This window comes from Flavobacterium sp. GW821-FHT11G01 (assembly GCF_058808175.1).
Map to the genome: position 1 here is coordinate 553,345 of NZ_JBXARK010000001.1, position 19,182 is coordinate 572,526.

Below are 19,182 nucleotides of genomic sequence, written 5' to 3' on the forward strand. Positions count from 1 at the left end.
TTTGAAGGGAGTGATTTTTAAAATTTAATTTTTTAAAATTTTGCAATGATTAGATTATCAATCTTACTTAGTATTATCACTCTTTTTGGTTGTGGTAAACAAGAAAATAAATCAAAAGAGGTTGCTGTCGAAAACACTTCTGAGAAGCAATTGACAGATGATCAACTTTTGAATACTGTAGAAAAACAAACTTTTGCTTATTTCTGGGATTATGCTGAACCAAATTCTGGCCTAGCGAGAGAACGTTTTCATCCTGATGGGAATTATCCTGAAAATGATGCTCATATTGTTACAACAGGAGGCTCTGGTTTTGGATTAATGGCTCTTGTTTCAGGTATGTCACGCGGTTATGTGACCAAAGAGGAAGGTGTTGAAAGACTAAATAAAATTGCTGATTTTCTTGCAAAAGCTGATCGTTTTCATGGTGCTTGGCCACATTGGATGGATGGAAACACAGGAAAAGTAAAACCATTCGGAATGAAAGATAATGGAGGAGATTTAGTTGAAACTTCTTTTTTAGTGGCAGGAATGATTACAGTTCGCGAATATTTAAAAATAGGTTCTGAAAAAGAAAAAGCAGTAGCTAAAAAATACGATGAACTTTGGAAAGGTGTAGACTGGAATTGGTTTACCAATAATAAAAATGTATTGTATTGGCATTGGTCGCCAACTTACGACTGGCAAATGAATTTTCCTTTGCAGGGTTACAATGAATGTTTGATTACTTATGTTATGGCTGCATCTTCGCCAACGCATACAATTGAAGCAAAAGTATATCATGAAGGTTGGGCCAGAGGTGGTGGAATTGCTTCTTCTAAAACCAAATATAATTTGCCTCTAATTTTAAAACACAATGGAGCCGAGGAATTCGGCGGACCTTTATTTTGGGCACATTATTCTTATTTAGGCTTAGATCCGAATCAATTAAGCGATAAATATGCGAATTATTGGGATCTAAATTCAAATCAGGTAAAAATTGACTATCAATATTGTGTCGAAAATCCAAAGAAGTTTAATGGTTACGGAGCTGATTATTGGGGATTAACAGCTTCCTATTCTAGAAATCCTGATGGTTCAGTAGGGTATGATGCACATATGCCAAGTAATGATAAAGGTGTTATTTCGCCAACAGCAGCAATTAGTTCAATTGTATATACACCAAAAGAATCTATGGCTGTTATTCGAAATTTATATGAGAATCATAAAAAGGAAACCTGGGGCAAAGCCGGATTTTATGATGCAGTAAGTTTACAAAACAATTGGACGGCAAAAAGATATTTGGCAATTGATCAGGGACCGGAAGTGGTTATGATCGAAAATTATCGCTCAGGATTATTATGGAAATTATTTATGAATGCTCCTGAAGTAAAACAAGGTTTGGTAAAACTTGGATTTAAGTCTGGAAAGTACGGGATTTAGTATTAAGCTAAATACTGGAATATTAAAACAATACGAACAAATAAATAGAATAGAATGAAAAACAAATTAGTCTTACTTTTTTTAGGATGTACTGTTTTGGGTTATGCTCAAAAAAAGAACACTAAAAACACAGTAACAATTAAACCAAAATCAGAGTTTGTAGCTGAGCTTTTGTCAAAAATGACTTTAGACGAAAAATTAGGTCAGCTTAATTTACCAACTTCTGGAGATATTACGACAGGACAAGCAAACAGTTCTGATGTGGCTAAAAAAATTGCTGAAGGTAAAGTAGGTGGTTTATTCAATATTAAATCTGTTCAAAAAATTAAAGAAGTACAAAAAATAGCTGTTGAAAAAAGCCGTTTAAAAATTCCATTGATTTTTGGTATGGATGTTATTCACGGTTACGAAACAACATTCCCAATTCCGTTAGGATTATCTTGTACCTGGGATATGAATTTGATAGAAAGAAGTGCACAGATTGCTGCTCAGGAAGCAAGTGCTGATGGCATCAACTGGACATTTTCTCCAATGGTAGATATTTCTCGTGATCCACGTTGGGGAAGAATTTCTGAAGGTTCTGGTGAAGATCCATACTTAGGAAGCCAAATTGCAAAAGCAATGGTAAACGGGTATCAGCAACATGATCTTTCGAAAAATAATTCGATTATGGCTTGTGTAAAACACTTCGCTTTATATGGAGCACCAGAAGCAGGACGTGATTACAATACTGTGGATATGAGTCATATTAAAATGTTCAACGATTATTTCCCTCCTTACAAAGCAGCTGTTGATGCAGGCGTAGGTTCTGTAATGGCATCTTTTAATGAAGTGGATGGAATTCCTGCAACAGGAAATAAATGGTTAATGACAGATGTTTTAAGAAAACAATGGGGATTTAAAGGTTTCGTAGTAACTGATTTTACAGGAATTAACGAAATGATTGAGCACGGAATGGGAGATTTACAAGCCGTTTCGGCTTTATCTTTAAATGCAGGTGTTGAAATGGATATGGTTGGTGAAGGTTTCTTAACTACATTGAAAAAATCATTAGACGAGAAAAAAGTAACTATCGAGCAAATTGATAATGCTGTTAAACTTATTTTAGAAGCAAAATATGATTTAGGATTATTCCACGATCCATATAAATATTGCGATGAAAAAAGAGCTAAAACAGAAATTTTTACTTCTGCAAGTAGAAAAGAAGCCCGTCAGATTGCAGCGCAGTCGCTGGTTTTGTTAAAAAATCAAAATCAGGTGTTGCCTCTTAAAAAATCAGGAACAATTGCATTAATCGGACCATTGGCTGATGCTAAAGAAAACATGCCGGGAACCTGGAGTGTGGCTACCAGAATGGAAAATGCGATTTCATTATTGGCTGGAATCAAAGAAGTAGCCGGACCTTCTACAAAAGTACTTTATGCAAAAGGGAGCAATTTAGATTACGATGAAACTTTTGAAACTAACGCAACAATGTTTGGTAAAACCTTACATCGCGATGGTCGTTCTAAAGAAGAATTATTAGCAGAAGCTTTAAAAGTAGCAAACCAATCAGATGTAATTGTTGCAGCACTTGGAGAATCTGCAGAAATGAGCGGAGAATCTAGCAGCCGTACCAATTTAGAAATTCCACAGGCACAAAAAGACTTATTGAATGCCTTATTAAAAACAGGAAAACCAGTGGTTTTAGTTTTGTTTGACGGTCGTCCGTTAGTATTAAAAGAAGAAAATGAAACTGTTCCTGCTATATTGAATGCTTGGTTTGTAGGTACCGAAGCGGGTTATGCAATTGCAGATGTTTTATTTGGTGATGTGAATCCTTCTGGAAAATTAACTACGACTTTTCCAAGAAGCGTTGGGCAAGTGCCGATTTATTACGCACACAAAAATACAGGAAGACCACTTGCAAATACGGAAGGTAAATTCGAAAAATTCAGATCTAATTATTTAGATGAAAGAAATGAGCCTTTATTTCCATTTGGTTTCGGATTGAGTTATACCAACTTTGATTATTCAAACCTAAAGATTTCATCTGATAAGATGAATGCTGGAGGAAAATTAAAAGTTACTGTTGATGTTACCAATACAGGAAATTATGACGGAAAAGAAACCGTTCAATTGTATATCAGAGATTTAGTAGGTTCAGTAACAAGACCAGTTAGAGAATTGAAAAATTTCCAAAAAATAACACTTAAAAAAGGTGAAAAACAAACTGTGACATTTGATATCACGGTTGAAGATTTAAAATTTTATAATTCTGATTTACAATTCGTAGCAGAACCTGGACAGTTTGATGTTTTCGTTGGAGGAAACTCGGCTGCCGACAAGAAAGTTAGTTTTGAGTTAACTAAATAGTTGGTTTGTTAAATTAGTAATTAGCCCTTCGTCTGGTTAACGAAGGGCTTTTTCATAAAAGAACTTTTTTTAACAATGACAAAATTTTTAAAATAATGAAAATTTCTAACATATTTCGAGCATTACTTTTATTGATAATGGCTATTATTTTTCATTCTTGTGGAGTAGAAAAAAATGCTATTGTCGCACATCGAGGCGCATGGAAAAAGAATAATCTTCCTGAAAATTCTATCGCTTCTTTGAGGCATGCAATTGATTTAAAACTCCCTGGTTCTGAATTTGATGTTTGGAGAACAGCCGATGACTCACTTATAATCAATCACGATGCACATTACAACAAATTGCTTATCGAAGAGACAAATTATGAAGATTTAATAAAGTTCAAACTTTCAAACGGAGAGAAGTTACCAACATTACACGAGTACATTACAGAAGGCAAAAAAAATAATAAACACACTCTTTTGGTTTGTGAAGTTAAACCTTCAGAGATAAGTAAAGAAAGAGGAAAAGAAACTGCTTTGAAAACGGTTAAAACGATCAAGAAACTGAAAGCAGATAAAATTACCTGTTACATTAGTTTTGATTACGAAATTTTAAAACAAATTAGGCAAATTGATCAGAAAACAGTTTTACAATATCTGGAAGGGAATAAATCTCCAAAAGAAGTAAAATTAGATAAGATTTCGGGTGTTGATTATCATTTCTCTGTCTTTAAAAAACATCCGGAATGGATTAAAGAAGCAAAAGAAAATCATATTATTCTAAATGCCTGGACAGTTAATGAAGCTTCTGATATGGATTGGATTATTGATCATAAATTCAATTATATAACTACAAATGAACCTGAACTATTAAAAGAAAGAGTAAAGAAGAAAAAATAATCTTTAAGCTTTCCAAATAAAATGAAACTATGAAAAAAGTATCTCAATTTACTTTGCCGATTCTATTGTTTTTGATGATTTTCAATGGCAATCTTTTTGCGCAAAAAACAGAATGGTTTGATCCGAATAAACCGGCAACGACTTATTGTAATCCAATTAATATTGGCTATAATTATACAACTCAAAATCACAATGGAATTCCAGAATCCCGTCGTTCCAGTGCAGATCCGGTAATTATTACCTATAAAAATGAATATTATTTATTCGCTACAAATCAGGCTGGATTCTTTTGGAGTAAAGACATGTCAGATTGGAAATTTGTTTACGGAAGTTTTCAAAGAAAACCCGGAGATGACGATCAATGCGCACCAGCAGCATGGGTTGTAAATGATACTTTATTTTATGTAGGTTCAACATGGAAAAGAGATCATCCAATCTGGAAAACAGCTGACCCAAAATCAGGACAATGGCTAAGACATGTTGATAAAGCAATGTTGCCAACATGGGATCCTGCCATTTTTCAGGATGATGATAAAAAAGTATATATGTATTATGGTTCAAGCGGAAAACTGCCTCTTGTTGGTACAGAAGTTGACTATAATACCTGGCTTCCAAAAGGAAATCAAGCCGATTATGAAAAATTATACAAAGCAACTGAAGTAGAGGACATTCAGCGTCCGTATGGACAAATTAAAGAAGTTGCTATTTTAGATCCTTCAGCTCACGGCTGGGAGCGATTCGGACCGAATAATGATATGGAACCTGCACCATGGGGAAATTTTATTGAAGGTGCATGGATGACCAAACATAACGGTAAATATTACATGCAATATGGTGCGCCAGCTACAGAATTTAAAGGTTATGCCAATGGTGTTCATGTGGGAGATAATCCGCTGGGACCTTTTACCTATCAAAAACACAATCCAATGTCTTATAAACCTGGTGGATTTGTAATTGGAGCTGGTCACGGAAATACTTTTGCTGATAACTACGGGAATTACTGGAACACCGGAACTTGCAAAATATCTATTAAAGATCGTTTTGAGCGTCGTATAGACATGTTTCCGGCAGGATTCGATAAAGATGATGTTATGTATTCGATTACGGCTTATGGTGATTTTCCGATCGTATTACCAACTAGTCAGAGAAATCAGGAAAAAGGAGCGTCTTCCGGATGGATGTTGCTTTCTTACAAAAAACCAGTGACAGTTTCTTCTTCTGAAGAATGTATGGAAGTAGAGACGCACAGAATGGATAACGGCGGTAAAAAAGTTTACGAGAAATTCTGTTATGGTGCTGAAAATTTAACGGATGAAAACATTCAAACCTATTGGTCAGCAAAAACAGATGCACCTGGCGAATGGCTGCAACTCGACTTAGGGAGATCAATGGAGATAAATGCATTACAAATCAATTATGCTGATCATAAAGCCACGCAGTACAACAAGGCAATGGATATTTATTATCAATATAAAATCTTCATGTCTGATGATGCCCAAAACTGGTCATTAGTAGTAGATAAATCTCAAAATGCAAAAGACGTTCCGCATGATTATGTTGAGCTATCAAAATCAATTAAGGCACGTTACATCAAAATGGTAAACATTCATAATGCTTCAGGATTGTTTGCAGTTTCAGATTTTAGAGTTTTTGGAAATGGATTAACAGCAAAACCAAAAACAGTTTCTGGTTTTAAAGTTGCCAGAAATGCAAAAGATTCCCGAAATGCAATAATTACCTGGAAAAAACAACCAGATGCAGTAGGTTATAACATTTATTACGGAATAAGTCCGGATAAATTATACAACAGTATTATGATGTATAATGAAGATTCATATGATTTTAGAGGTTTAGATAAAAGCACAAAATATTATTTTACTATTGAAGCTTTTAATGAAAATGGAATTGGGATACAAAACAAGTTAATCGAGGTAAAATAATTTGATAAAAGTTGTAATGAAATCTGTGGCAGGTCTAAAGAATTTTGTTCCTTTGTGCAACAACCCAAAAACGCAATATAACCTATGAAAAAAACGATTCTTTTAACTGTTTTAGTTATAAACGGATTGACGTCTTTTGCACAGTCAAATGATGAAAAAAACATCAAATTATTCTATAAAAAAGCTTTAACCGAGGCAAAATGTTACACTTGGCTAGAGTATTTATCTAATGATATTGGAAGCCGTTTATCAGGTTCTCCAAGTGCAGCAGCAGCAATACAATACACAAAATCTCAGTTAGAAACTTTAGGGCTTGATAAAGTATATCTTCAGGAAGTTATGGTACCTCATTGGGTTCGTGGCGAAAAAGAAACTGCTTTTATTTTAGATAATAAAACGAAAACCGTAGTACCAATTTGTGCTTTAGGCGGATCAGTTGCAACTCCAAAAACCGGAATTACTGCTGAGGTTATTGAAGTACAAGGTATCAATGAATTAAAAGCGCTGGGAGATAAGGTAAAAGGCAAAATTGTGTTTTTCAACAGACCAATGAATCCTGAAAACATCGGCACTTTTGAAGCTTATTCAGGTGCAGGAGACCAAAGACGCAGCGGAGCACAAGAAGCGGCTAAATTAGGAGCAGTTGGAACAATCGTTCGTTCTTTGAATTTACGTTTAGATGATTTTCCTCATGCTGGAGCGCAAAGTTATGGCGATTTGCCAAAAGCGCAATACATTCCTGCTGCTGCAATCAGTACAAATGGAGCAGAATTGTTGAGTAAATTATTAAAAAACAATCCAGCGCTTAAGTTCTATTTCAAACAATCTTGTGAGACATTGCCAGATGTATTATCTCATAATGTAATTGGAGAATTAACAGGTACTGTAACTCCCGAAAATATTATGGTAGTTGGTGGTCACTTAGATTCTTGGGATTTAGCTGATGGTTCTCACGATGATGGAGCAGGAGTAGTGCAAAGTATGGAAGTAGTTCGTATTCTTAAAAATTTAAATTACAAACCGAAAAATACAATTCGTGTCGTATTATTTATGAATGAAGAGAACGGTGGAAAAGGTGGCGCTAAATATGAAGAAGTTGCTAAACAAAAGAACGAGAATCATATTTTTGCTTTAGAAAGTGATTCAGGCGGATTTACACCAAGAGGATTTTCTATTGAAGCTGATGATGCAAATCTTAAGAAAATTCAAGGATTTGCACCTCTTTTTGAGCCATATTACATTCACAGTTTTATAAAAGGACATGCAGGATCAGATATTGAGCATTTAACTTCTAAAACAATAGTTAAAGCAGGATTACAACCAGATTCACAACGTTATTTTGATTATCATCACGCAGCAAATGATAAATTTGATGCAATCAACAAAAGAGAGTTAGAACTTGGAGCAGCTACCATGACGTCATTAATTTATTTAATTGATCAAAGCGGAATTGTTCTTCCAACAGCAAACTAATATATAATTCTATAATATAAAAAAGCTGCAAGTGTTTTTACTTGCAGCTTTTTTATTAGATCTGATTTTGTAAAATTTAATAAGTATCAATTACAGTTTTTAATAATTCAGAATCAACAAGATCAGAAGGTGCAACGACTTTCTCGTCGAGCGGAATATCATTTCCATATCTTTCCTTTATTATTTTCTGAACTCTTTCATCAGTTAAATTAAAATCTTTCAATTGCTTCAGTTTTGATAATTCAATGCCGGCTCCATTTTTATAAATCTTCCAGATTAATTCAGAACAGTAAATTCGGTTATCCGTCCATTCAAAATAAGCATCATATTCCTTTCCTAGAAATTGTTTGCCATAAGCCTTCATTTTATCAAGAGTTTCCTCATTAAGGATTTTATCAGCATTTTTTAGCCTCTTAACAACATATTTATGATCTTTTCCATGAGCGATCCATTCTTCGAGAGGCGTTATTTTTACAGGCTGTACAGCTTCTAAAACAAATTCTCCGCCATTAACAAATAAAATAATTCCACAATGAGAAAATTTAGAGTTTGTTGCAATTCTTACTGCTTCACATTGTTTTGATTCTGATGTTTGAAAAATAATGTCTCCATCATGAATTTTATTAGGATCAATATTTTCTGTTTTGGATTTAGAAAAAGGATTGTTCGGAAAAACTTTCATTGCTACAAACAAAGCACATCCAAAACTGATTAAAAAAGTAACTATGGGAAATAAATATTTTGATTTTTTCATTCTTATCTAAATTTGCAACAACAAATAAAGGTCAAAAAAAAATAGTTACCAATAATGATAACTATTTTTATACTTTAGAAAAAACTCTTTTTAAACTCTGAAAATTCCTCCAACCGCAATAATTCTCTCTAAAAACATGAAATGTTGCGTTGCTTTATCTTCATTGCTGATTGTTGTTCTAATATCTTTCATATCGATATAACCACCTTTTAACTCTCCTTGCAAGTAAAAATACTTGAAGAAAGTAAAGTTGATTCCCGCTTTTGCAGATACACCAAATCCAGAAATATGAAAATCATCATGACGTTCTTTTCCTAATAAAGTTGTATTTGTTTTTGGGTACAAAACTCCAGCTCCTAAACCTTCAGTTAAGTTAATCTGAACTTTATCTGTATTTGGCAAACCAAACCATTTCGAAATATCGTCATGTCTGGAAACCTCAGTATTAACATAGTTTAACCCATCTGTATGTTCGTACATTAAAAAAGCAGTACCATTTTGCGGATCACCATTTTTCCCATAACCACCTTCCTGAGCACCACCTTGAGACATATCTACAGGTGTATTATTATAAACTCCGTTGTAAATAGATCCAGCTTGATCAGCAGGTAAATTAATAGAACCAGTAACGTTTGCAGTCTGATTCTGAGTCATTACATATTTCATGTGATCCCAGCCAATAGAAACGCTGTAATGATCGTTAAAGAAATATCCCATTCTAAAATTAGTTTGCGGAATCGTCATGTTTGCCGGATTCAGATAATCAATATGATATCCTTTTGGTTTATCATGAGCCTTCATATCAGCAATCGTAAAATTGTAATCTTTTCCTCTGAAATTCACATCAGATTTAGTGTAACTGTCTCTGTTTCCTCCCCATGAAACGAAGAATTTACCTTTATTATGTGCTGTGTATTTTTCTACTGTGATTTCTTGCTGAGCAAAAGTGTTTAATGAAAAACACATCAGAAAGAAAAATAAAATATTTGTTTTCAATGAGCGTGTATTAAAATTTAGAATGAGTTAACTGTTTTTCTGATAGCAACCAATTTGGTCATTAAACCTTCGAAATAGTCTAAATGAAGCATATTAGCACCATCGCTTTTTGCATTAGCAGGGTCAAAATGAGTTTCGATAAAAATACCGTCAACACCCACAGCAATACCCGCTTTGGCAACAGTTTCAATCATATCAGGTCTTCCGCCCGTAACGCCGGCAGTTTGGTTTGGCTGTTGTAATGAATGCGTAACATCCAAAACAGTACTTGCATATTGTTGCATAGTAGGAATTCCTCTAAAATCAACAATCATATCCTGGTAACCAAACATAGTACCACGATCTGTAACCATAACATTCTCGTTATGACAGTCTAATACTTTTTGAACAGCATGTTTCATGCTTTCCGGACTCATAAATTGTCCTTTTTTCAGGTTTACTACTTTTCCTGTGTTAGCCGCAGCAACAACAAGATCAGTTTGGCGCACCAGAAAAGCCGGAATTTGCAATACATCAACATATTGCGCAGCCATATCAGCATCTTCATTAGTGTGAATATCTGTTACAGTTGGAACGTGAAAAGTCTCTGATACCTTTCTTAAAATTTTTAATGCTTTTTCGTCACCAATTCCCGAAAAACTATCAATTCTGGAACGATTGGCTTTTTTGAAAGATCCTTTAAATACATAAGGAATCTGAAGTTTGTCGGTAATACCAACTAATTTTTCAGCAATTCTTAGTGCCATTTCTTCTCCTTCGATAGCGCAAGGCCCCGCCAATAAAAAGAAATTCCCACTATCAGTATGCTTAATTTGTGGAATATGTTGTATGTTCATAATATGATTTTTTGACAGTGCAAAGGTAGTTATGATTTATGAATAGCACATGAAGATTTAAGTTTTTTTTAAGAAGCTGATCCTGCTATCCGCTGCAATCTTTTTCTCCAAATCCTTTTTTTATTGGTCTTTGCAGGAGCTTCCGTTGGTCGCTCTGCAAAAACCATAAAAAATAGGCTTTCTCAAAAAAGGATTTCCACTTCTATCAAGGCTAGAGCTTTATTGGAATTATGAGTTTATAAGAAGTTTTGAATTGTAAAGTTCTAAGATTGTACTTTCAAACTGAATTCTGATTCCAAAATATTTTCTAATTCATCATCTTCAAAAGAAATAATTTCGCTAATCCCGTTTGTCACTGATTTTAAGGAATTTTTAGATAATATTTTTTTGCCCAACGGATTTTGTAGCACCACAATTAATTTTTGCGTAAAAACCGAATCCGGATGCGAGTAATTATAATAATTAGCAGGTTTAAAATCGATCCATCTTTGTGGAGTCAAATCAAACGAATATAAATTAGTCCATTCTTGTCCGATCAGTATTTGCAGTAAATAGTCATCATCTTCCGTTTTAATCAAAGTAAAAGTATCAGAATCATGCAGAATATCAGTACCAATTTCACTCAGTTTTAAAGGTTTTCTAATGCTGTTTCCTCCAAAACCTAAATCAATTAGATATTCTTCATTTTCAATTGTTGCAATAATACCCAAATGTGTTTTAGCATTTTGTCCGGGATTTACCAAAGGGCGCGCTGCAACATAATAATGCGGAAGCCCGATTTCCTGCAAAACCAATGAAAATAAACCATTAATCTGGTAGCAATAACCACCTCGATTTAATTTCACAATTTGATTTACAATATCATCACCGTTTAAAGATATAACCTTACCGGCTTGAACGTCAATGTTTTCAAAAGGAACACTGAATAATTGGCTGCGCATTAATTTTGTAATGCCTTCAATATTTAATTCAATTTCATCTGAAAATTTGATTCTGTCTAAATATTGCTGTAAATTGAAACTTGGTGCTTCAATTTTATATTGATTTTTTGATTGTTCCATTTTAATTTTTTTAATTTTTGGAAAGTACTTCCATGTAACCAAAATTAAAGCTTTTAAATAAGTAGAAGAAGAATTTAACTTATTTTTGGAGGATTTTCAAAGTAAGTGACTTCAATACGTTTACCACACAACAACTTAGTTGTCTTATAATTTCGGTAACATATTTACATTCAAATTAAATCAATTAATACTTATCTTTTTGTGATTTATTATCTAGTTTTTGATTTTGAACGAAGTTGATCTAATTGCATTTTTGAAATAAAATTTTCAAATTCTGGATTAGTTATATCTCTTTTAGGAATTATTAAAAAAACTCGTCTGTCAATAAATTTTGAATCGGGAGAAAGGAATAAATAAATATTTTGATTCTCAATAATACTCAGAATGTCTTTATAATAAATTATTGCTTTTCCATATGTGATTTTTTCATGGTCTAAATTTATTTGAAAATAATCATCTTGGTAAGCGAGTGCAGAAAGCTTTTTATCATAGCTTTTATTTTTTTTAAACGCCCATTTATTATAGATTTTAAGTGCTATTGGAATTAATATACTTAAAGATAAAATAAAAAGAAGATAGTATAATTTAAAGCCAAAAATGACGGAAGAGATTCCTAAAAGAGCTAAAAATGACAATTCATATTTTAATGAAACTTTATTAGTTTTCTTAGTAAGGTCTTTAGCATCAGAAATATCATCTGGTAGTATTTTTATATCGTAAACAAGTTTTTCCATTTATTAATTTTAAAAATTACTCCTTCTTCAAACTCAATCCCATCGGAACCATCAAAATTCCTTTTTCGTAGACATTCAAATAAAGCGTAACAGGTTTCTTTTGTCCTTGCCAGCTTAATTCGTATACATTTAGGAATCCGGCACCCATATCACTTCTTTTGGTCGGAAAAGGGCAACAGGTTTCTACACGCTTATACGTTATTTTTTCTCCGTTTGGTCCTGCTAATGCATTTAAAAAACGAGTTTCGTTTAAAGTTTCATTTCGGGTAGACTGATAAAAAATATTTACAGGATAATCAGGATCGTAACCATATTTTTTGTCTTTACTGAAAAGTGTAATTGTGAATGTATTATCTTTTTTCAAAATCAGGTCGGGAGCATTGTCATCTACATTTTTCAAAGTCGATTTTGTGCTCACGCAAGAAGTTACTGTAAGGAGTAAAATGATAAAAAAAGTTATTTTTTTCATGGTTTAATGATATTGGTATGCAAAAGTAAAAATGTCTTGTCACAGATAAAAATACTAATTTAAAGATTAAAAACAATCACTATAAATCTGTTTCATCAGTAAAATCAGTGTGCTATTCTACTTTCTTAGGATTTAGTTTCAATATACCAATTACAATCAGATATTGTGCCACAAGATACGTTAACATAATAAAAAAAGAGCTTTTCTCGATTGGTGTATAAAATTTATTGACAGCTAAAATGCTATCTGAAATAACAAACACAATTGCACCAACAAAAATGAATTTATTCCCGGGATTCTTCCAAACTAAAAACCCGTTAAAAGCAAATAAAAGCATAATCGAAATAACACTCGCATATACAATAACGGGTATTTTTAAATCGCCCAAAGAAGGTAATAAAACAGAAAGCATTCCGATTAAATAGAGCGCAATTATAAAACTTCCAATTCCGAAAATAATCCTGTTTTTTGAAGCTTTTGTTTTTATTTGATTATTGAAAAGAACACAATAAATAATATGTGCGGTTAAGAAAGAAACAAGGCCAAGAATAAAGTATATTTCGGCAATATCCGCAAAAAGTAAAATAACATCTCCAATCCATGTAAATAGTAAAGCTAATAAAAGTGCATTTTTAGTGGGGAACTTTCGATATAAATATACTCCAAAGCCTAAAATTGGAATTAGTGCGGGTTTTAAAAATAAATCCAGACTTTCATATCCTAAAAGTAAAATAAGCAGATAGAGTAGGCTAAATGCGACGTAGATTTTAAAGATGGTAGCGTTTCTCATAATGGGGTTATGAATTTAGTAATTGATTTGGTGCGGTTTTAAAGTCTTTGGTAATAAAATAGACAGAAGCTAAAAAAGATAAGCTTAAATAACTTAAAATAATATAATTTGAGGCAGGGAAAACCTGGTTTAAGCCAAACCAATCTCCGTAATAGGATATAATCGCAATAGCAACCAAAAAACGTAATGCCTCCCAATAGATGGCATATTTGCTTTTATCCATTAATTCGCTATAACTGTAAATGGTCACCAGAATAAAAAAACCATAAATAAAGATATTTGGTAAACCAATTTTAGCAATATTATCAAACAGATAGGTTACTAACAAAAGCGTAATTAAGACTTGCGCTACGGACCAGTAAATTAGTTTTTGAGAGTTTTGTGTTCCATATTTTTCGAAATCATAAACATTCTCAATTTTGTGTACGGGATATTTTTCTTCAAAATTTTCCGGACGCCATCCTGTTGGTTTAAACCAAATTGTAAATTTGTCTTTCCAATTTTCTGCACGCCAGGCGTCCTGAATTAATAAGGTAAGATGTTGAAAATTAATCTTGATTGGATTCCACGTATGTGCTGGTCTTGTGATTCCGAAAACAGGCGGAACATCATCCATTTCGGCTTGAAAAGTACCAAAAAGTTTATCCCAAAAAATAAAAATCTGCGAATGGTTTTTATCTAGATATTCCGGGTTTATAGCGTGATGTACGCGATGATGCGAAGGAGTTACCAAAATATTTTCAAGAAAGCCCATTTTTTTGATGTGCTTTGTGTGGTACCAAAATTGCAAAAATAAATGAAGTGGCAAGGTAATAGCAATTACAGAAGCCGGAACACCTAACAATGCGGCCGGAATCAATAAAAAGGTAAATAAATTAGCCAAACTAGCAATAGGCTGGCGTAAGGCACAGGCCAAATTAAACTCCTCGCTGCTGTGATGAATGGCATGTTTGTTCCAAAAGAAATTAATCTGATGTGCCAGTCGATGACTCCAATAACCATAAAAATCGATGACAAAAAAAGCAATGCAGTAAGAGAGAACATTAGCTTGAAGATGATAAATAGCTATATTAGAAACAAGCCATTCGTATGATATAAAAGTCAGACTTAAACCCAAAACATCCTTCACAGAATTAGTAATTCCAGAACTGATGCTCGATACACTATCTATTAAAGGCGCGGTGTCTTCTTTTTTATAGAGACCGTAGATTTTTTCAATTATAATTAAAACCAAAAAAATAGGCGTAGCAATAATTAATATCTTTCCGTATTCTTCCATAAAAAAATGTTATAAAATATTCAAATATAGAATATTTTATAACATTTTTTAAATTATTCGGAATTAAACAATTTCGGCGCTAAGCCCTGCTTCCAAAAGTTGTGTACATTGCGGTTTTAACTTGTCTATTGGCCCGGTTTTTACGGTGCATTTTCCGTTGTAATGTACAATTAAGGAACATTGTTCTGCTTGTTCTGCCGTGTGACTGCAAACACGCATTAAAGTGTCAATTACGTGGTCAAAAGTGTTTACATCGTCATTATAAACAATGATTTCGTTATTGAAACCAACTGCTTCTTTTTCACGAACTCTTTCTCTTACTTTTTCTTTAGTACTCATGTTTTTAGGTTTTTGTACTGTTGTAATTACTAAAACTAATTTACGTATTTTAATGAAACCCAGTTGTTTCTTTGAAATTTTTTAACATATGTCAATCCTTTTTCCGTGCATGAAGCATCGATAAACGGAATGTCTTCTTCATAAAAACCGCTAAATAAGATAATTCCTTTTGGGTTTAAACAATCAACATAACTTTGCATATCATTCAATAAGATATTTCGGTTGATGTTGGCGATAATAAAATCGTATTTTTTACCTTTCAATAAAGCTGCATCGCCTTCATAAACGGTAATATGTTTGCAATTATTGCGTTCTGCATTTTCGATTGAATTCAAATAACACCAATTATCAATATCAATAGCATCAATTGGCTGAGCACCTTTCATTTCAGCTAAAATGGCTAAAATTGCAGTTCCGCAACCCATGTCTAATGTTTTAAGGCCTTTAACATCCATTTCTAATAAATGCTGAATCATCATGTGTGTTGTTTCGTGATGGCCCGTTCCGAAACTCATTTTTGGTTCAATTACGATATCAAATTCGGCATCCGTTTTTGGATGAAAAGGAGCACGAACATGACATTTTCCATCAACGTCGATCGCTTCAAAATTCTTTTCCCATTCTTCGTTCCAGTTTACCTGATCGATTTCTTCAATGGTATATTCAATTTTAAATTCTTCTGATTGTAAAATATAAATATCATCCAGAATGTTTTCATCCCATAAATCTTTCTTCACATAAGCTGAAATTCCGTTATCTGTTTCTGTAAAAGTTTCAAACGCTTTTTCGCCTAATTCAGCAATTAAAATTTCTGATCCTGGTTCTTTCGGCTCAATTTTAAAATGATATCCTAAATATATATTTGACATAAATAATTTTTTTGCAAAGGTAACAATAGAAAGCAGAAGTTGCTTATAAATCTGGGAGAACATTGTTAATTTAAAAATAAATAAGGCACAAAAAAAGCGTTCGCACCAGCGAACGCTTTTTATATAAGTGAGATTTCAAAATCTAAAATCTAAATTTAGATTGCAGTTACAATTGCTAAGAAATCATCTGCCTTTAAAGCAGCTCCACCAATTAAACCACCGTCTACGTCTGGTTTTGAGAAAATTTCTTTTGCGTTGTCTGGCTTTACAGAACCACCGTATAAAATAGAAACTTCGTCAGCGATGTCAGCTCCAAATGCTTTACGTACTACTTCTCTAATGAATTCGTGCATTTCCTGAGCTTGTTCTGGTGAAGCAGTTTCTCCAGTTCCAATTGCCCAAACTGGCTCATAAGCTAAAACAACATTTGCCCAAGATTCTTTTGCAATATGAAATAATCCGTCACGCAATTGATTTTCTACAATATTGAAATGATTTCCCGATTGACGATCTTTCAATTCTTCTCCAAAACAGAAAATTACTGTCATATCATGTTTCAAAGCTGTATCAACTTTGCTTGCGATTAATGCGTCTGTTTCATGAAAAATAGCTCTACGCTCAGAGTGACCAAGAATTACAGTATTTACGCCAATACTAGTTAACATATCTGCAGAAATTTCTCCTGTAAAAGCACCACCTTCAGCCTGGTGAACGTTTTGAGCAGAAACTCCAATAGTTGTGTTTTTTACTTTTGCAACTGCAGCCTGTAAGTTTACAAACGTTGGGGCAACAATTACCTGAGCAGTAGTTTGTGCTGGTATTTTTGTGATTAATTCGCTTAATAATTCTTCAGTTTGTCCTGCGTTTTTATGCATTTTCCAGTTTCCTGCAACAATCTTTTTTCTCATTTTGGTAGTTTTTATTATTCTTTTTTTTGTTTTGTGGTAATTTGTGAAAGCTATTTATACTTGTTTTAAACTTTTCAGGGTTTCGTTGATTTTATCAAAATCAGTTTCAATAGCACGGTATAAAACGATTTTTCCTGTTTTGTCGATGATGATGTATCTCGGAATCCAGTCTAAATCAATAGCTTTTCCAAAAACACCTTTCATACCATCATTCATCATAAAATGATCACCTTTTAATTCGTGTTTTTCAATTCCGATTTTCCATTTTTCAGCCGTTTTATCAGCAGAAAGGAATAAATAAGAAACGTCAGGATTGTTGGCTTGTAATTCTTTTACTTTTGGCATTGCTTTTACACAATCGCCACACCATGAAGCCCAAACTTCGATTACCAAAGTTTTACCTTTGTATTTTTTTAAAATGTTTTTGAAAGAAGTCTGACCTCCATCAACGGTTAATAATTTTTCAGACAAAGCTTCTTTAGAAAAACTTGTTTTTTGTGCCTGAGAACATGAAAATGTAATCAATGCAATAACAACTAGCGCTATTTGTTTCATATTATAATTGGGTTTAAAAATATTATGAATTGTCTTTTCTGAACTGAATCTGCAAATTCAAATCAGAGCAATTTCATAAATTAAGGTTCTCAACAAAGTTAAACAAACAAATTGAATGCCAAATGGAGATTAACAAAATTTGAAGAGTCGTTTATTTTGTAACAAAACTTGAAATTTGGGTTATAAAAACGCTTTTGAAAACGTAATAGTTCGTCTGAAAAATGAAAAAAAATGGGATTCATTTTTTAATGAAGTAAAAATTTTAACGTTTTTTTTATTGTTTGAGCATTTGGAGGCAAAAAAAAACGTCAGATCTCAACAAAAAAAGCTACAATTTTTAATTGTAGCTTTTTCGAAGAAAATAATAGTATTTATTATATACCATATGCAACATCTGATAATTTCAAATCATCAATATCATTATAATGTACTTTTTGAACAATTGTACCTTTATGTAAAACAACAATGCTTGGATTTGCTCTTTCAATTGTTTTTAAAGCTGTAGCATCACAGAAATAAAAATCAACATTTAAGCCGTATTCTTTTTTAGCTTTTGCAATTTCTTCAGCTCCTGAAGCTGTCATAGCGATAACTTTGTAACCTTTCGCCTGTGCTTCTTTATTTAAAGCTTCTAATTTTTTCATTCCCGCCGGCTCAGATAAAGCCAAATCGTAGGTGACAAAAATCAATAATTTAGGTTCTTTTAAAAGTTCTTCTTTATAGTCAGAATCGTCTTTTGTCATGGTGAAATCGTGAATTGGCGGAACATAACCTTCCGTAATCACTTTGTCTTTTCTGTCTACGAAAGTAGCACCGGCCGGAATATTTGCTAAATCTTTCTCACCAAATTCTTTCTCAACACCATTTACTTTATAGATAAAAGTCATTTCAACGACAGATTTCGGTGCGCCTTCCGGAATTTCCATTCCTTTCTCAATATTAGTTCCTACTTTGTAAGGACGGAAATCTTTTATCGGATTGTGATTCAAAACCCAAACAGCCATAAAAGCACACAAAACAACACTTACGTAAACAGCAAAATTGGTTTGCGGAGTTGAAAATAATGGTTTTATTAATTTCTGATTGAAGAATAAAATCAGGATAAAGAAAAGTAATACTACATCTTTTGTGAACGATTGCCAAGGTGTTAAATGTAAAGCATCACCAAAACAGCCACAATCTTTTACCACATCAAAATAAGCCGAATAGAAGGTAAGGAAGGTAAAGAAAACGATTAAAAGCAATAAAGCCAAAATCGTGGTTTTTGTTTTATAACCAACCAATAGCATTACTCCTAAAACGACTTCTAAAATCACTAAAAAGATAGCTAATCCTAAAGCTAATGGCTCTAAAAAAGGCATATTGAAAACCGGCTCGCTAAAATATTCGGCCAATTTATAAGAGAAACCAACAGGATCATTCAGTTTGATTAATCCGGAAATGATAAATAAAACACCGACAAATAATCGGGAAAATTGAGTAATGATGTTTTTCATAACAAATATTTAAATATTGAAATTCCAA

Annotated in this window: 18 protein-coding genes; 5 read left to right on the forward strand and 13 right to left on the reverse strand. The window is 33.0% G+C overall.

The window, feature by feature from the left end; translation table 11 throughout:
* Positions 1-45 precede the first annotated feature (45 nt).
* The 5 genes from AC1RRN_RS02425 to AC1RRN_RS02445 all read left to right on the forward strand — a co-directional run bounded on the left by AC1RRN_RS02425 (position 46) and on the right by AC1RRN_RS02445 (position 8,068).
* Entirely contained in the window at positions 46-1,419 is a 1,374-nt protein-coding gene (locus tag AC1RRN_RS02425) for a glucoamylase family protein (protein ID WP_492965768.1), read from the forward strand.
* 54 nt (positions 1,420-1,473) lie between these two features.
* Positions 1,474-3,774 carry a beta-glucosidase BglX gene (bglX, locus tag AC1RRN_RS02430; protein WP_492965769.1) on the forward strand — a complete coding sequence of 767 codons (2,301 nt, stop codon included), beginning with the start codon at positions 1,474-1,476 and terminating at the stop codon, positions 3,772-3,774.
* A 95-nt stretch (positions 3,775-3,869) separates the two neighbouring features.
* Positions 3,870-4,655 (forward strand): glycerophosphodiester phosphodiesterase family protein, encoded by a 786-nt coding sequence (locus AC1RRN_RS02435; protein ID WP_492965770.1) that lies wholly within the window; start codon positions 3,870-3,872, stop codon positions 4,653-4,655.
* A gap of 29 nt (positions 4,656-4,684) precedes the next feature.
* On the forward strand, positions 4,685-6,595 hold the full coding sequence (locus AC1RRN_RS02440) for a discoidin domain-containing protein (RefSeq protein WP_492965771.1): 1,911 nt from the start codon (positions 4,685-4,687) through the stop codon (positions 6,593-6,595).
* A gap of 84 nt (positions 6,596-6,679) precedes the next feature.
* Complete coding sequence (locus tag AC1RRN_RS02445) at positions 6,680-8,068, forward strand: M20/M25/M40 family metallo-hydrolase (RefSeq protein WP_492965772.1); 1,389 nt, start codon at positions 6,680-6,682, stop codon at positions 8,066-8,068.
* Between the two features lie 76 nt (positions 8,069-8,144).
* On the opposite strand, the gene AC1RRN_RS02450 is transcribed toward AC1RRN_RS02445, so the two are convergent.
* The 13 genes from AC1RRN_RS02450 to AC1RRN_RS02510 all read right to left on the reverse strand — a co-directional run bounded on the left by AC1RRN_RS02450 (position 8,145) and on the right by AC1RRN_RS02510 (position 19,154).
* Entirely contained in the window at positions 8,145-8,822 is a 678-nt protein-coding gene (locus tag AC1RRN_RS02450) for a YiiX family permuted papain-like enzyme (RefSeq protein ID WP_492965773.1), read from the reverse strand.
* A gap of 90 nt (positions 8,823-8,912) precedes the next feature.
* Positions 8,913-9,818, reverse strand: a complete 906-nt coding sequence (locus AC1RRN_RS02455; RefSeq protein WP_492965774.1) for a hypothetical protein — start codon at positions 9,816-9,818, stop codon at positions 8,913-8,915.
* 17 nt (positions 9,819-9,835) lie between these two features.
* Positions 9,836-10,654, reverse strand: a complete 819-nt coding sequence (gene kdsA / locus AC1RRN_RS02460) for a 3-deoxy-8-phosphooctulonate synthase (RefSeq protein WP_072971167.1) — start codon at positions 10,652-10,654, stop codon at positions 9,836-9,838.
* 263 nt (positions 10,655-10,917) lie between these two features.
* Positions 10,918-11,715 carry an arylamine N-acetyltransferase family protein gene (locus tag AC1RRN_RS02465; RefSeq protein ID WP_492965775.1) on the reverse strand — a complete coding sequence of 266 codons (798 nt, stop codon included), beginning with the start codon at positions 11,713-11,715 and terminating at the stop codon, positions 10,918-10,920.
* Between the two features lie 209 nt (positions 11,716-11,924).
* Positions 11,925-12,449, reverse strand: a complete 525-nt coding sequence (locus AC1RRN_RS02470) for a hypothetical protein (RefSeq protein ID WP_492965776.1) — start codon at positions 12,447-12,449, stop codon at positions 11,925-11,927.
* Positions 12,450-12,465: 16 nt separating this feature from the next.
* Positions 12,466-12,918 (reverse strand): 2-dehydro-3-deoxyphosphooctonate aldolase, encoded by a 453-nt coding sequence (locus AC1RRN_RS02475; protein ID WP_492965777.1) that lies wholly within the window; start codon positions 12,916-12,918, stop codon positions 12,466-12,468.
* A 112-nt stretch (positions 12,919-13,030) separates the two neighbouring features.
* Entirely contained in the window at positions 13,031-13,708 is a 678-nt protein-coding gene (locus AC1RRN_RS02480) for a lysoplasmalogenase (protein WP_492965778.1), read from the reverse strand.
* 7 nt (positions 13,709-13,715) lie between these two features.
* Positions 13,716-14,987, reverse strand: a complete 1,272-nt coding sequence (locus AC1RRN_RS02485; protein WP_492965779.1) for a sterol desaturase family protein — start codon at positions 14,985-14,987, stop codon at positions 13,716-13,718.
* A 63-nt stretch (positions 14,988-15,050) separates the two neighbouring features.
* A complete protein-coding gene (locus AC1RRN_RS02490; RefSeq protein WP_294780715.1) occupies positions 15,051-15,326 on the reverse strand; it encodes an ATP-dependent Clp protease adaptor ClpS in 276 nt (91 codons plus the stop codon).
* A gap of 35 nt (positions 15,327-15,361) precedes the next feature.
* The gene (prmA, locus tag AC1RRN_RS02495; protein WP_492965780.1) at positions 15,362-16,195 is read right to left on the reverse strand and encodes a 50S ribosomal protein L11 methyltransferase; all 834 of its coding nucleotides are present in this window, start codon (positions 16,193-16,195) and stop codon (positions 15,362-15,364) included.
* 155 nt (positions 16,196-16,350) lie between these two features.
* Positions 16,351-17,103, reverse strand: a complete 753-nt coding sequence (gene tpiA / locus AC1RRN_RS02500; protein ID WP_492965781.1) for a triose-phosphate isomerase — start codon at positions 17,101-17,103, stop codon at positions 16,351-16,353.
* A gap of 54 nt (positions 17,104-17,157) precedes the next feature.
* Positions 17,158-17,658 (reverse strand): TlpA family protein disulfide reductase, encoded by a 501-nt coding sequence (locus tag AC1RRN_RS02505; RefSeq protein ID WP_492965782.1) that lies wholly within the window; start codon positions 17,656-17,658, stop codon positions 17,158-17,160.
* A 374-nt stretch (positions 17,659-18,032) separates the two neighbouring features.
* Positions 18,033-19,154 carry a BT_3928 family protein gene (locus AC1RRN_RS02510; protein WP_492965784.1) on the reverse strand — a complete coding sequence of 374 codons (1,122 nt, stop codon included), beginning with the start codon at positions 19,152-19,154 and terminating at the stop codon, positions 18,033-18,035.
* Between the last annotated feature and the right edge of the window lie 28 nt (positions 19,155-19,182).